Origin of the sequence: Pseudomonas sp. PICF141 (genome assembly GCF_002286815.1) — a bacterium.
In the GTDB taxonomy this organism is placed as follows: domain Bacteria; phylum Pseudomonadota; class Gammaproteobacteria; order Pseudomonadales; family Pseudomonadaceae; genus Aquipseudomonas.
Genome location: NZ_MUNM01000037.1, coordinates 131,582 through 144,536 on the forward strand (window position 1 = coordinate 131,582; position 12,955 = coordinate 144,536).

The following is a 12,955-nucleotide window of genomic DNA, read 5'->3' on the forward strand; positions in this document are numbered from 1 at the left end:
CAAAGGTTTTATCGCATTTGCGACAGGACGACGAACGGACACCGTTGGTCTGATAGACGGTCGACAGAACACCCTATGCAAGGCCATTCTGATAGCTGGTGAACGCAATTGATCGCGTTCGCTACCGATTAACCAACGGAGGTGTTCCATGCCGGTGACTCATGACCTTTATCAGGATTTGCGCTGCACGAAGGAAGAGATCCAGCAAAAACGCACCAAGGATCCGTTACTGGATTCACTGCTCAACAAGTACTCCCAGACGGACGCGGAAGTGGTGAAAGCCGAGTCTGGACAATCGAATGCACTCAGCGATGACGAATTGAAGAAGCTCAAGGAGAAGCGCGTGCTGGTTAAGAACAAGATCGTTGAACGACTCCAGACGCCATCCTGACATCCATGGCAAATCACCGACGACCGGTGACTGAAAAAGTGGAACGTGACAAATACCGGCACCTCGAACGATCAGAGCCGACTTTGCGGCCCATGCGAGGTGCCCCATGCCCCCTTCAGACTTTCCCGATAAAGAAAAATACCCCAGCGAAAAACAGGGCGGTTATGACCCGATTCCGAAACATCCGGACCCCCTGAGCCCGGGGCGCACCACCGTCAACCCCGAGGATGAACCGGGCATTGATGAATTGCCGGACAATGAGGACATAACGCCTCTGGAACAGGATGACGTCACCGACATCGACCCGGAGCGAGTGCGCGAAGAGACAGACAATTCGGTACGCGATGGTGAGATGGATCCGCGGTGATTCAAGACCAAAAGATCGCAGCCTTCGCCAGCTCCCACAGTTAACCGCGCGCACCGTGATCTTGCGGATGCACCCGAACCCGTAGGAGCTGCCGAAGGCTGCGATCTTTTTGGCTGCACGCCTACTTCAATGCCGTACTCAACGGCAACCGCGCCATGTGCCGCGCTTTCAGCGACCCCAGATACAACCAGTCTCCATACTCGCGCACGGTGGTGATGGGAGAGTAGTTGCCGCTGCTGGCGTCCTGTAGATTGGCGATCACTTGACCGTCGAGGTCCAGGCCGAGGGCGAAGGCGCGGTTCTCCACCGGTATGGGCAGGATCGTCATCGCACGCACGATCATTTTGCGTATCAGCGGGTAGGGCGCCGTGGCGTCGAGCAATGCATTGCGCGGGGCATACAGCGCCACCCAGAAACGGTCGCGGCCATTGAATGCCAGGTTGTCCGGCAGCCCTGGCAAATTGTCGATGAACAGATCGTGGGTCCCGGCTTTCGGCCCGGTCAGCCAATAGCGGCTGATGCGATAGGCGCCGGTTTCGTTGACTAGCACAAACGCGTCGTCAGGCCCCAGGGTTACGCCGTTGGCGAACTCCAGTTTATCCAGCAGGACCGTCGTTTTGCCTGTCTGGAAGTCATATCGCAGCAATCGGCCGTCGCCGCCGTGCTCGATGATCGCCTCGCCATCCTTGCCGTAACCCCATCGGCTGGACGCATCGCTGAAATAGGCGTAATGCCCTGACTTGTCGATGACCACGTCGTCGGTAAAGCCGAAGGGCACGTTATTGGCGGTGGTGCTCAATGCAATCACACGGCCCTGTGCATCGAGCGACAGCAAACCCTTGACCCCGTCGGCGATTACCAGCATGCCATTGGGATGGCGCGCCAGGCCCAATGGCCTGCCACCGGTATCGGCCAGCACCTTGGTGGTATTGCCGTCGAGGCTGGTGCTAATCAATCGGCCGTCATGCAGGCCGGTGATGAGGATGTTGTCTTCCAGCAGCAATGCCTCCGGGCCGTCGATGTCAGCAGCACCGACACGTTCCACGCCTTTGAGGCGCTGATTGTCTGTGTAGATGCCATCGATGAGGGAGGGCGCCGGTGACGGTGTCCAGGCAATCGGTTGGACCTTGGTGGGTAATAACAGCAAGAAGCCGCCGATCACGATGATCAGCAGCAACAATAAATACCGAAACCTGAGGGCTCTTTTCACGCGATGACTCCTGTCGAGGCCAGATGTTTTTGCGCTATCTCCCGTAACGCCTGCATCGATTGCGCCGATTCACGCTCAATGCGCCGCTTGAGCAACAATCGATTGGCGATGCGCATCAGTACACCGCTGAAGCAATATTCCAGGGTGCGGACAAACCGTGTGCCATCGCCAAAAGCCTCGCACTCGTAAGTCAACACCAACGACAGCCCATGATCGTCCCGGGCCCGAGCGCTCCAGCGACGGCCGGGCAAGTATTCGTCGACTTCCCAACTCAAATGTCCCTCACGCCCGCCGGCCCGAATGTCTTCCTCGAACCGCGCTCCGGCATACAGCGGGCCGCTCTGGCCATCGACCTTGAGAGAGGACGGATGCCACTGCGGCCAAAGTGTCGCGGTGCTGGCGTAGGCGAGCACGGCGAGCGGATTTCCTGCGATGTCGACCACGTGCTGCAGGCGGGTCATGGGCATTCTCGTCAGGTGCGGGGACGCTTTTTCCGACTCCCAATACAAGGTGCCGAACAAGTAGTCCATCAGTGGAAACACGATATTGAAATTGCGCTCCTGCATCAGCTCGCGGCGGTGGTGCAGTTCATGCAGACGGCGCATCTGGCGAATCCACGGCAGACGTGTCAACGGGTTGCCGGGTGGTAGATGTTCGCAAGCGTGGAACACCTCATAAGTCAGGTAACCGAGGACCATGCAACCGCCGAACAGCCCCGCGACGTTGTCATTGAGCTGAGCCAGCAGCCACCAGGCGGGCGCGGTAATGAGGAGGGTGTGCAACACAATCAGCCAGGCCGGAAACAGAATCACCCGCCAGTCGCGTGCATTGTCATAGGTCATGTGGCCGGGGGTGAAAAAGCTGTGATGGTCACCCGCGTGACGGGCATAGAACATTCGCGCCAGACGCTTTTTGTGGTGCCCCAGATGCCGATGTACGACATAAACGCCGAAGTTGAAGAACAGCAAGGTCAGCGGTACCGTCAGCCATTCCAAGGGGTGTACCTGATGCACGGTGCTCCAGAACACGCCGATGGCCAGCAACCCGAACAGCAACACAAAGCCGCCATGCAGCCAAGGGTTGTAGAGCGGATGAATATCGGCACGGTAGCGCGCGCGAAATGCTTCGGTGGTCTGCCTCACTGCGTTCACCTGTGGTTATTGTTACCACCAGCAGATTAGTCGATCCCGCCGCAGAGGCTGGCCCAACCTTGAGGCCACATGCGCCATGCTCCGGTGCAAGGCGCCTGGCGTCAGGTCAAGGGGTTCCAGCGTTGGGACCAATCGTCGTCTGATTTGATCACTTCACGCAGTAAGTCAAAGGCTCGTTGCAGGGTCGCCGAATCACGGTCCCGGGAGTAAACCAGGTAAGTCGGATAGCTGAACTCCGGCGCCTTGGGCACTGGCTCCAGCACACCGCTTTCCAGATAGCTCTGGACCACGCGAGTGCGGAAATAACCGCTGCCGCCGTTTTCCAGGATGTATTGCAAGGCCAGCGGGCCGAGGTTGAAGCTCAGGGCTGCCTTGGCTTTTTCCGGCAGCGCGGCATCGTGCTGACGGCGGAAGTCCGGGCCCCAGTCGATATACACATACGGATCGGGCTGGCTGGCCAGGCGTACCAGAATGAGTTTTTCTTCCAGCACCTGCTCGACTTGCAGGCGTGGCCAATACTCGGGTTGATAGACCAGCGCCGCATCCAGCACCCCCAGCTCTAGTTGCCGCAGCAGGTTTTCGCCGTCGCGGATTTCCATGCGCAGGGCGTGGCTGGGGATTTTCTCGCGTAATTCGCCGGCCCAGCTGAGCATCAACGGGTTGCACAGACTGACCTCGCCGCCGATGTGCAGCACGTCGCGGTAGCCCTCGGGCAGCGGCAAGTCACGGCGCGCGGCATCCCAGGTTTGCACCAATTGATTGGCATAAATCACAAAGGCCTCACCGTTCGGCGTCAGGCGCGCCCCGGCACGGTTGCGCACGAACAGCGTGCTGCCCAACTGACTTTCGAGCTTTTGCACGCGTGCGGTGATGGCGGTCTGGGTGACATGCAGCTTTTCGGCGGCCGCGGCCAGGCTGCCGTGGCGGACGATTTCCAGAAAGGTGCGGGCGAGGTCGATGTCCATGGGCAGGCCGATGCGGGAGGTGTGGGCATTGTAAGAGCAGGCGCCGCCAGCGGATAGAAAGCAAAATCAAAAGATCGCTACCGATCAGCCGGCCAGCTCAACCTCCTTCACCACCGCCCAATCGGCCACCAACCGCTGGGGCGAGCCACACGCCTTGCGCTTGAACACAAAATTTCGGCATTTTTCGGCAAACTGTTTGCGGTTCTGCACCATGTCCAGCTCCATCTCTTCCAGCTCGGCATTACGACAGTGGTGCGCCAGTTGAATATCGAACTGGCTTTTACGCTCACGTATCGCCTGATACGCCGGATCACTCAACGCACCATTGGCCCGCTGCAACAACCACAGGCCAAACTCGTCGGGGCAGCGCGGGCCGATTTCCTGGACCATGCCCAGTTGCAAGGCCTGGGTGGCGCTGATCGGCAGACAGTCTTCAGTGAGCTTTTGCGCCATGGCCTGGCCGATGGCGCGGGGCAGGCTGTAGGTCCAGTACTCGGAGCCGTACAGGCCCATGGTCTTGTAATGAGGGTTGAGCACGATACCGGACCGGGCCAAGACAATATCGGCAGTCAGCGCCAGCATCACGCCGCCAGCCCCGGCATTCCCGGTCAAGCCGCTGACCACCAGTTGCCGGGCGCTGAGCAGTTCGTGGCAGACATCATCGATCGCCTGAATATTGGCCCAGGCTTCCAGCCCCGGCACCGCTGCAGCCTGGATCACGTTGAGGTGCACGCCGTTGGAGAAACTGCCGCGCCCACCCTTGATCAGCAGCACCTGGGTGTCCCGCAACTTGGCCCAGCGCAGGGCCTCTATCAGGCGCTGACACTGTTCGGTGCTCATCGCGCCGTTGTAAAACTCGAAGGTCAGTTCGCCGACATGGCCGGATTCGCGATAACGGATCGGTTGATAGCTTTCGTTGTTGAAGGGATGGGAGGCGATCGACCAATCAAGGGTAGGTACTTGCGCCAGCTGTTCGGCGAGCACATGCCGGGCCGGGCGCTTGAAGGTTTCTTCACCGGGCCGGGGTTTGCGTCGCAACGAACCGATCCACAGGCTGGTATCGCCGGTCGCCACCAGCACCGCGTCGTCGTGCACCGCGAGAATCTTTCCCGGCGTGCCGCTGCGCGAATCCAGGTGAGCGTCATACAGGTAATACTGACCGCCGGCCAGGCTCGCCAATACGCCGGGCTGGCCGTCGGCGGCGTCGATGCAGCGTTTGATGAAGTGTGAGCTGTCGTGCCAGCTGAAGGATCGGTCAGCTTGTTTCATGTTCGGCTGCAAGCGGCCAATCACATGGCGTTGGCTGTAATCCAAGGGCACCGGCACGAAACCGTCGATGAATTTTTCCACCACTTCGTGGATGCAGGAGATCGCCGCATCGCTGACGCGCCCGTTGTACAACTCGGATTTGCGCAAGCCTTGAGGCAAGTTGAATTCACAAGTGGCCCAGACCGGCCCGGCATCCATTTCTTCCACCGCTTGCAACGCGGTCACGCCCCAGCGGTTGAGTTCACGGGTGATCGCCCAATCCAGCGCACTGGCGCCTCGGTCGCCGACAATGCCCGGATGAATGATCACCACGGGACGTTGGCGGTTGCTCCATAACTGTTGTGGTACCCGGTCCTTGAGGAACGGGCAGATCACCAGATCGGCGCCCGAGTGTTCGATTTGCTCGCACACCGCCTCTTGGTCGGTGAACAGCACCACGCTGGGCGAGTGGCCGGCCTGACGCAAATCCAGCCAGGCCCGCTGGGTCAGGCCGTTGAACGCTGACGCCAGCAGAATGATTTTCAATGACCGCACGATTGACTCTTCCTTGAGAATGACGGGCCGCAGGCTCCCAATGAGCCGTCCGTGGCCTTCGATGGAAGCGTGATAGTAGTGATTGCGGGGAAGAGAACAACTGATCGAGGTCAAGCTTGTGTCAGCGGGTGTTTCATTGGCGGTGTGAAGGCAGGCGAGTGAACCGCTTTTCGTACGCCAGGCATCGGGCATTAGCCCTATCAACAATCCCGTCTATCCGGTAAATTCCGCGTCCAAGCTCATACATGGATGTAGATGATGGCCAAACCTGCCGCTCGACTCAGCGATCTCAATGCCTGCCCGGTGACCGGTCATGGCACCAACCCCAGCACCAGCGGTTCACCCAACGTGAACATCAACGGCATGCCGGTCTTGCGTGTCGGTGACACCACCGCCTGCGGCGACACCGTGACCGAAGGTATCGGCAACATCCTGATCAATGGCAAGCCCATCGCCTTTCTGGGCAGCGCCACGGCCCATGGCGGCATGATCATCACCGGCTCCGGCGATGTGTTCGTCGGCACACAAGTCGGTGCCGCGCCGTTCACTCCGATCATCACCGTGCCCAAACACAGCGAACGCTTTCAACTGGTCGACGAGACCACAGGCGACGCCATTCCCGACATGCTCTATTGCATCGAAACCGGCGACGGCCAGCGCCTGGTCGGTCACACCGACAACCACGGCAACGCCGCACGGGTATTCACCGCTGAGCCCACCTCTGTTGTCGTGCAATGGGGCAAGGAAGCCGCCGCTCACCTGGATGCCCTGGGCATCGATTACTAAGGAGGAGCAAGCGTGGCAACGCCAAAGAAGAAGCAGGGCAAAACGAGCGATCAGCATGGGACGACGCAGGTCAAGGGAACGCTGGCGCAGGATTATGTGACGGTGGTGGGGGCGTCTTACATCAGTCTTGTGGCAAATATTCGTGGTCAACGTGGCAATATGATGAATTTCATCAATCAAGGAATTCGTCAGCTCAAAAGCTATCCGCCCTCCACGCAGAGCTATTCCATTCAAAGGGCTTTCTTTATATTCAAGGATGAGTACGACCCAAAACTGCTGGCCGAAGTCAAAAAAATAGTGACCGAGCGTTACGGTGCCGAGTATCGCGAGTACGACTCCATTTCACAGTTGGTTGACTTTGTTGCCACGCGAAAGCGCCGGGGCAGGGAGATCAAGCAGATGGACTTTTTCTCTCATGGTGTCGTGGGCAGTATTGAGCTGGGATACGAACTCGATAAGCGCGATAGCTATCGGTTGCGTGATGCTCAGGCTCGTATGTTCACACCGGATGCCTTCGCCTATGGCGCAAAGATTTATTCCTATGCGTGCCGGACGGGGTTGGGAATCAATGCAGACTTGAAAGTGGGAGAGAATGAAAATCCTCACTACGAGCTCAGCTTGGCGCAAGTCATGGCGGACGCGACCGGAGCTGCGGTTTGGGCATTCCCCCGGCGTAGTCTGTATGACCAGACTTACGGAACCGACGAGGAACGTGCGACGGTGGAAAAAGCACCGGCCAAACTGGAAGCCGATAAGGCTGCGAGCCGCGCATACCGCAAAAAGCTTAGCGATTATCAGAGACGTTTGAGCGCTTATCGAGCGGCGCAGAAGGATGCCAATGCGCAACTGTCGAATGAGACTGCGCCCGCAGCTCCTGTCAAAACATTGAGTGAAAGGGATGCCGCGTTGTTGAAGCAGGCCCAAGGTAGGGAGCGCTACAAGGACACACTCGGGTATCCATTAGATGCTGAAGGCGCTATTCATGGGGTTCGGTCTGGCAATACACCTGACGGCGTTCCTAAAAAGCTGTGCGAATACAAGCCCGCCAAATGACCGCCTGCATGAAGAAATTGAATGTTTTTTCCGTAATAGGCCTATGTGCGGTGGCGGTGCTTATTGGTCTTGATCTCGTTGGCAAGGAAGACGAAATGTCCTCAAAAGTGATGATGTATTACGGTATCTGGAGTCCTGACGACAATCGTTTCGATGCAACCCGTTGGTTTGATAGTGGAATGTATCGCCGTCGCATCTTGGGTACGCCTCCTGAAGCGAGTGTGGAAACCATGTTGCGCAACAAGCCCCTGCCGATTACCGAACGCATGAATGAAGACCTTGTCGCTATTGCGGGTGTAGCACTTGAGTATGATTTCCCTGAAGTGAACACAGACTCATTGATTAACCAGCCTCCAGCCCTCAGCCATCGAGTCCGCTACTGGATCAGTAAATTCGAAAAGCCTGACAAACCGGTCGATCTCTACCATCTGTTTCTCAAGCTGGATCAAAAACGTTTTGTGATCGCTTTCAGCCGAGACGCGCAGACGGGGGATTTGATCGATGACAACAGTGCAACACTGGTTTATGCGAATCAGGAGTCCGACGCTGAGTACGTTCGGATATTCAAGGAACTGGATGAAGCTGAACAGCGCCAGCGTTGATTGAGAGGGCGCCGAAGCTCATTGCCCCAGAGCTGTGAAAAAAACCACTGATTGAACAGGACGCCTTCACCGGCGCCCCAAAGCCCCAATCAAAACGCAAAACACGAACACCCGAACGCCCCCCAAAATCCTTGAAAGTCACTGACCGGCGCCGACGACAACCGCGCCCGCTCGTGGCTGTGGGCATGCACCGCGCACGCGCCCACGCATTGATGAACTTGAGCCGTCAGCGGCGCCAAGGGTTTCCAGTGCCCCGGTACATTCACCACCGGCGACCACTCAGGCACGACCGGGACAGGCGCAGGCCCCAGTTTTTCGAACTCGGCTGTGCCGTAGACGATCTTGCCGTCGACAATGGTCAGCACCGATTCGATCCATTTGATGGCTTCGTCTTCGATGTGGAAGTAGTCCGCCGACAGCGCAATCAGGTCCGCCAGTTGTCCGACTTTGATCTGGCCTTTCTTGCCTTGTTCGGAAGAAAACCAGGCGCTGCCGTGGGTGAACAATTCCAGCGCCGTATCCCGGCTCAAACCTTGCGGGTACAGCGCCAGCCCGCCGACTGTGCGGCCACTGACCAACCAGTACAGGGAAGTCCAGGGGTTGTAGCTGGAGACTCGCGTGGCATCGGTGCCGGCGCCCACCGGTACGCCCTCGGCCAGCATGCGTGCGATCGGTGGTGTCGCTTCGGCCGCCTTCGCGCCGTAACGGTCGACAAAGTACTCGCCCTGGAACGCCATGCGGTCCTGGATGGCGATGCCGCCACCGAGCGCTTTGACCCGCTCAATGTTCCGTGGGCTGATGGTTTCGGCATGATCGAAGAACCATGGCAAACCGTCGAACGGAATATCCCGGTTGACCTTCTCGAACACGTCGAGCATGCGGCTGATGGATTCGTTGTAGGTGGCGTGCAGGCGGAAGGGCCAGCGCTGTTCCACCAGATGCCGCACCACCGGCTCCAGCTCCTGCTCCATGGTCTGCGGCAGGTCGGGGCGGGGTTCGAGGAAGTCTTCGAAATCGGCTGCCGAGAACACCAGCATTTCTCCGGCACCGTTGTGCCGCAGGAAGTCATCGCCCTGACCGTAATGGGAGGTGCTGGTCCAGTTTTTGAAATCGGTCAGCTCTTCCTTGGGTTTTTGGGTGAACAGGTTGTAGGCAATGCGCACCGTGAGCTGCTGGTCTTTGGCCAGTTGCTGGATGACTTGATAATCGTCCGGGTAATTCTGATAACCGCCGCCGGCATCGATGGCGCTGGTGACGCCCAGCCGATTGAGTTCACGCATGAACTGGCGGGTCGAGTTGACTTGATACTCCAGCGGTAATTTCGGTCCCTTGGCCAGGGTCGAGTAGAGAATCATCGCATTGGGCCGGGCGATCAGCATGCCGGTGGGCTCGCCATTGGCATCGCGCTGGATTTCGCCGCCCGGTGGGTTCGGCGTGTCGCGCGTGTAGCCGACCACTTTCAACGCCGCGCGATTGAGCAGGGCGCGATCATAAAGATGCAGAACGAACACCGGGGTGTCTGGCGCGGCCTTGTTCAATTCATCGATCGTCGGCAAGCGCTTCTCGGCAAACTGGAACTCGTTCCAGCCACCGACCACCCGCACCCATTGCGGCGTTGGTGTGCGATCGGCCTGATCCTTGAGCATGCGCAAGGCATCGGCCAGAGACGGTACGCCTTCCCAGCGCAGCTCGAGGTTGTAGTTCAGGCCGCCACGAATCAAGTGCAGGTGAGAGTCGTTGAGACCGGGAATCACCGTGCGGCCATGCAGGTCGATGATTTGGCTGCCGGGACCTTGCAGGGCCATGGCCTGGGCGTCGCTGCCGACCACCACGAAGCGCCCGTCCTTGATCGCGACGGCACTGGCCTGGGGTTTCTTGCGGTCAACGGTGTGCAGGCGTCCGTTGTACAAAATCAGGTCGGCTGGGGTATCGGGCATGGCTTTACTCCCTGCGAATATTGGGCTGACCCAGGCACCGACGGCACCTGCCGAGAGGCCTTGCAGTACACGACGACGACTGAAGTCGTTGTGCTCGTCAGGTGGGCTCATGGCAGCGCTCTCCACAAAGTTCTTCACAAAGAAGCGGGGATCAACAGCCGATGTCTGACGCATGCGGCCAGAAGGAATATAGTCGGCAAATCCACAGATAGCCGTTTCCGAGGGCGAAAAACGACGAATCCCGCCACGAGGGGCGGGATTCGTTTGCAGCCAGACGTGCTCCCGAAAGACGGGAGCGGCGTGCTTAGGCCGGGAACAGCTCGGACAGTTTCATCGACAGCATCATGTCGCCTTCAACGCGTAGCTTGCCGCCCATGAAAGCCTGCATGCCGTCGGTTTCGCCGCTGACGATGCCTTTCATGGTTTCACTGTCCAGCACCAGCGTGCAGTTGGCGTCGGCGTTTTCGCCTTCCTGGATTTCGCAAGTACCGTCTTTGACGATCAATGCGTAGTGCTTGTCTTCGTCGGTGATGTTGAAACCGAATACCAGGTCCAGACCGGCAGCAGCGGCTGGGTTGAACTTGGCTTTCATTGCTTGTACGGCATCAGCTACGGAGGTCATGGTTCGATCCTTTCTTGGGTAATAAGAGCTGGGTGATTACAGCCAGGGTCACAAGTAGTCCGGACTCAGCGAAATGTGATGAGTTCCGGAGCCTTCAACAGTTGCAGGTGCGCATGACTGTTGAAGGAAGCCAGGGTCACCTCGCGACCACGAAACTTGAGCAGGTTGAGCGAGGTGTTGACGATTTGCCAGTTCAATTCAAAGGCCTGTTTTGCGGGCATTTGCGTAATGAGATGGAGCAGGGCAGTGATAGTGCCGCCGGAGGTGAACACGGCGATTTTCTGGGTATTGTCCGCTTGTTCGAGCAATCGATGCAGACCGCTCTGTACGCGATCGACGAAGCCCAGCCAGCTTTCCAGTCCCGGTGTGTCGTAGGTGCCGGCGAGCCAGCGCTCGATGATCAAGGCAAAAATGCGTTGGAATTCAGCACGGTTTTGCACGGCGTTGCGCAGGATATCCAGCGCATGAGGTTCGTCCTCCAGCATGGCCGGCAGCAGGGCGCGGATCACTGCATCGGCATCGAATTCATTGAAGGCGGAGTCGATTTCCAGGACAGGCACCGGCATGCCGACGGCCGCGAACTGTTCCAGCGCACTGTTGGCGGTGTGTTGCTGGCGGCGCAGGTCGCCCGACAGGCAGCGATCGAAGCTGACACCGAGTTCGGCAAGGTGCTGGCCGAGGACTTCTGCCTGGCGAATACCGGTCGGCGACAAGACATCGTAGTCGTCTGCACCAAAGGAGGCCTGGCCATGTCGAATCAAGTAGATACTGCCCACGTCCGCGTCATCCCGGTACGTTGAAGGTTTGGCGAGGTTATGAGGATGGCGGTGAGCTGTCAATGAAAAAACATACGCTTGTTTGAAATGCCCGTTACAGGCCTGTTGCCAGAGGTTTCATGGCTGGTCGTAGGGGCGGCGGATGGGTATGCTGGAGCTATCCCGCGCGTGTTTAACCCGCGCATTGATTGAAGGAGTCCATGTGGAGCTTTTGTTCGAATACGCCATTTTTCTGGCCAAGACCGTGACGTTGGTGATCGCCATTCTGGTGGTCCTGGCCAGTTTTGCGGCGTTGCGCAGCAAAGGTCGGCGCAAGTCGGCCGGGCAGTTGCAAGTCAGCAAACTCAATGATTTCTACAAAGGGCTGCGTGAACGCCTGGAGGAAACCCTGCTCGACAAGGATCAGCTCAAGGCCTTGCGCAAATCCCAGGCTAAAACCGATAAAAAGCAAAAGAAAAAGCCCGAGGCCAAACCACGGGTGTTCGTGCTGGATTTCGATGGTGACATCAGGGCATCGGCCACTGAGAGTCTGCGCCACGAAATCACCGCGCTGCTGACCCTCGCCACGCCCAAGGATGAAGTGGTGCTGCGCCTGGAAAGCGGCGGCGGCATGGTTCATAGCTATGGCCTGGCGTCTTCGCAACTGGCGCGGATTCGTGAAGCCGGCGTGCCGTTGACCGTGTGCATCGACAAGGTTGCGGCCAGTGGCGGCTACATGATGGCGTGCATCGGCGAGAAGATTATCAGTGCGCCGTTCGCGATCCTCGGCTCGATCGGTGTTGTGGCACAGTTGCCCAATGTCAATCGCCTGTTGAAAAAACACGACATCGACTTCGAGGTACTGACGGCTGGCGAGTACAAGCGCACCCTGACGGTGTTTGGCGAAAACACCGAGAAGGGCCGGGAGAAATTCCAGGAAGACCTGGACATCACCCATCAGCTGTTCAAGAACTTCGTTTCCCGCTATCGCCCGCAATTGGCCATCGACGAAGTGGCCACCGGAGAAATCTGGCTGGGCATGGCGGCGCTCGACAAGCAACTGGTGGATGAACTCAAGACCAGTGATGAGTACCTTGCCGAACGCGCCAAGCAGTCCGAGCTCTATCACTTGCATTACGCCGAACGCAAAAGCCTGCAGGAGCGCATCGGTATCGCGGCCAGCGGTTCGATCGATCGCGTATTACTGAGTTGGTGGAGCCGATTGACCCAGCAACGCTTCTGGTAGTCATCGTTTACGCACGACACAAAAAAGCCCTGAACCGTATAGTCGATTCAGGGCTTTTTATTGGGCG

General features: G+C 58.3%; 13 protein-coding genes. 6 read left to right on the forward strand and 7 right to left on the reverse strand.

The genetic code is table 11. The features are described 5' to 3' along the window. The first annotated feature begins 148 nt into the window (after positions 1-148). Together BZL43_RS08610 and BZL43_RS08615 are read left to right on the forward strand one after the other, a co-directional pair. Positions 149-391 (forward strand): hypothetical protein, encoded by a 243-nt coding sequence (locus tag BZL43_RS08610; RefSeq protein ID WP_095631913.1) that lies wholly within the window; start codon positions 149-151, stop codon positions 389-391. A 106-nt stretch (positions 392-497) separates the two neighbouring features. After that, positions 498-758, forward strand: coding sequence for a hypothetical protein (locus BZL43_RS08615; RefSeq protein ID WP_095631914.1), 261 nt, complete (start codon positions 498-500; stop codon positions 756-758). 121 nt (positions 759-879) lie between these two features. Here the strand turns inward: BZL43_RS08615 and BZL43_RS08620 are convergent, their stop codons facing one another. From BZL43_RS08620 to BZL43_RS08635, 4 genes are all read right to left on the reverse strand, one after another. After that, complete coding sequence (locus tag BZL43_RS08620; RefSeq protein ID WP_095631915.1) at positions 880-1,968, reverse strand: SMP-30/gluconolactonase/LRE family protein; 1,089 nt, start codon at positions 1,966-1,968, stop codon at positions 880-882. Next, positions 1,965-3,110: an SRPBCC family protein gene (locus tag BZL43_RS08625; RefSeq protein WP_095631916.1), complete on the reverse strand. Its 1,146-nt coding sequence runs from the start codon at positions 3,108-3,110 to the stop codon at positions 1,965-1,967. The genes BZL43_RS08620 and BZL43_RS08625 overlap by 4 nt, the downstream gene beginning before the upstream one ends. 110 nt (positions 3,111-3,220) lie before the next feature. Next, on the reverse strand, positions 3,221-4,084 hold the full coding sequence (locus tag BZL43_RS08630; protein WP_095631917.1) for a LysR family transcriptional regulator: 864 nt from the start codon (positions 4,082-4,084) through the stop codon (positions 3,221-3,223). Positions 4,085-4,168: 84 nt separating this feature from the next. Continuing rightward, the gene (locus BZL43_RS08635; protein ID WP_095631918.1) at positions 4,169-5,887 is read right to left on the reverse strand and encodes a hydrogenase maturation protein; all 1,719 of its coding nucleotides are present in this window, start codon (positions 5,885-5,887) and stop codon (positions 4,169-4,171) included. A 258-nt stretch (positions 5,888-6,145) separates the two neighbouring features. Here BZL43_RS08635 and BZL43_RS08640 point away from each other — a divergent pair, with 258 nt between their 5' ends. The 3 genes from BZL43_RS08640 to BZL43_RS08650 are packed head-to-tail and all read left to right on the forward strand — an operon-like array spanning position 6,146 to position 8,328. Beyond that, complete coding sequence (locus tag BZL43_RS08640) at positions 6,146-6,673, forward strand: PAAR domain-containing protein (protein WP_095631919.1); 528 nt, start codon at positions 6,146-6,148, stop codon at positions 6,671-6,673. Between the two features lie 12 nt (positions 6,674-6,685). Continuing rightward, positions 6,686-7,726 carry a hypothetical protein gene (locus tag BZL43_RS08645; protein WP_095631920.1) on the forward strand — a complete coding sequence of 347 codons (1,041 nt, stop codon included), beginning with the start codon at positions 6,686-6,688 and terminating at the stop codon, positions 7,724-7,726. An 8-nt stretch (positions 7,727-7,734) separates the two neighbouring features. After that, positions 7,735-8,328 carry a hypothetical protein gene (locus BZL43_RS08650; RefSeq protein ID WP_143517841.1) on the forward strand — a complete coding sequence of 198 codons (594 nt, stop codon included), beginning with the start codon at positions 7,735-7,737 and terminating at the stop codon, positions 8,326-8,328. Between the two features lie 89 nt (positions 8,329-8,417). Here the strand turns inward: BZL43_RS08650 and BZL43_RS08655 are convergent, their stop codons facing one another. The 3 genes from BZL43_RS08655 to BZL43_RS08665 form a co-directional block, all read right to left on the reverse strand. Beyond that, entirely contained in the window at positions 8,418-10,265 is a 1,848-nt protein-coding gene (locus BZL43_RS08655) for an amidohydrolase (protein WP_095632017.1), read from the reverse strand. 304 nt (positions 10,266-10,569) lie between these two features. Continuing rightward, complete coding sequence (locus tag BZL43_RS08660; protein ID WP_095631922.1) at positions 10,570-10,887, reverse strand: SCP2 sterol-binding domain-containing protein; 318 nt, start codon at positions 10,885-10,887, stop codon at positions 10,570-10,572. A 65-nt stretch (positions 10,888-10,952) separates the two neighbouring features. Continuing rightward, entirely contained in the window at positions 10,953-11,663 is a 711-nt protein-coding gene (locus tag BZL43_RS08665) for a histidine phosphatase family protein (RefSeq protein ID WP_095631923.1), read from the reverse strand. Between the two features lie 202 nt (positions 11,664-11,865). On the opposite strand from BZL43_RS08665, the gene sohB reads away from it, so the two are divergent. Continuing rightward, positions 11,866-12,888, forward strand: a complete 1,023-nt coding sequence (gene sohB / locus BZL43_RS08670) for a protease SohB (protein WP_095631924.1) — start codon at positions 11,866-11,868, stop codon at positions 12,886-12,888. Positions 12,889-12,955: the final 67 nt, after the last annotated feature.

What these genes read in the sequence shown, in the direction of transcription:
- BZL43_RS08610 (WP_095631913.1), top strand. Translation starts at nt 149, where the DNA reads ATGCCGGTGACTCATGACCTTTATCAGGATTTGCGCTGCACGAAGGAA.
- BZL43_RS08615 (WP_095631914.1), top strand. Translation starts at nt 498, where the DNA reads ATGCCCCCTTCAGACTTTCCCGATAAAGAAAAATACCCCAGCGAAAAA.
- BZL43_RS08630 (WP_095631917.1), bottom strand. Translation starts at nt 4,084, where the DNA reads ATGGACATCGACCTCGCCCGCACCTTTCTGGAAATCGTCCGCCACGGC.
- BZL43_RS08640 (WP_095631919.1), top strand. Translation starts at nt 6,146, where the DNA reads ATGGCCAAACCTGCCGCTCGACTCAGCGATCTCAATGCCTGCCCGGTG.
- BZL43_RS08650 (WP_143517841.1), top strand. Translation starts at nt 7,735, where the DNA reads ATGAAGAAATTGAATGTTTTTTCCGTAATAGGCCTATGTGCGGTGGCG.
- BZL43_RS08655 (WP_095632017.1), bottom strand. Translation starts at nt 10,265, where the DNA reads ATGCCCGATACCCCAGCCGACCTGATTTTGTACAACGGACGCCTGCAC.
- BZL43_RS08660 (WP_095631922.1), bottom strand. Translation starts at nt 10,887, where the DNA reads ATGACCTCCGTAGCTGATGCCGTACAAGCAATGAAAGCCAAGTTCAAC.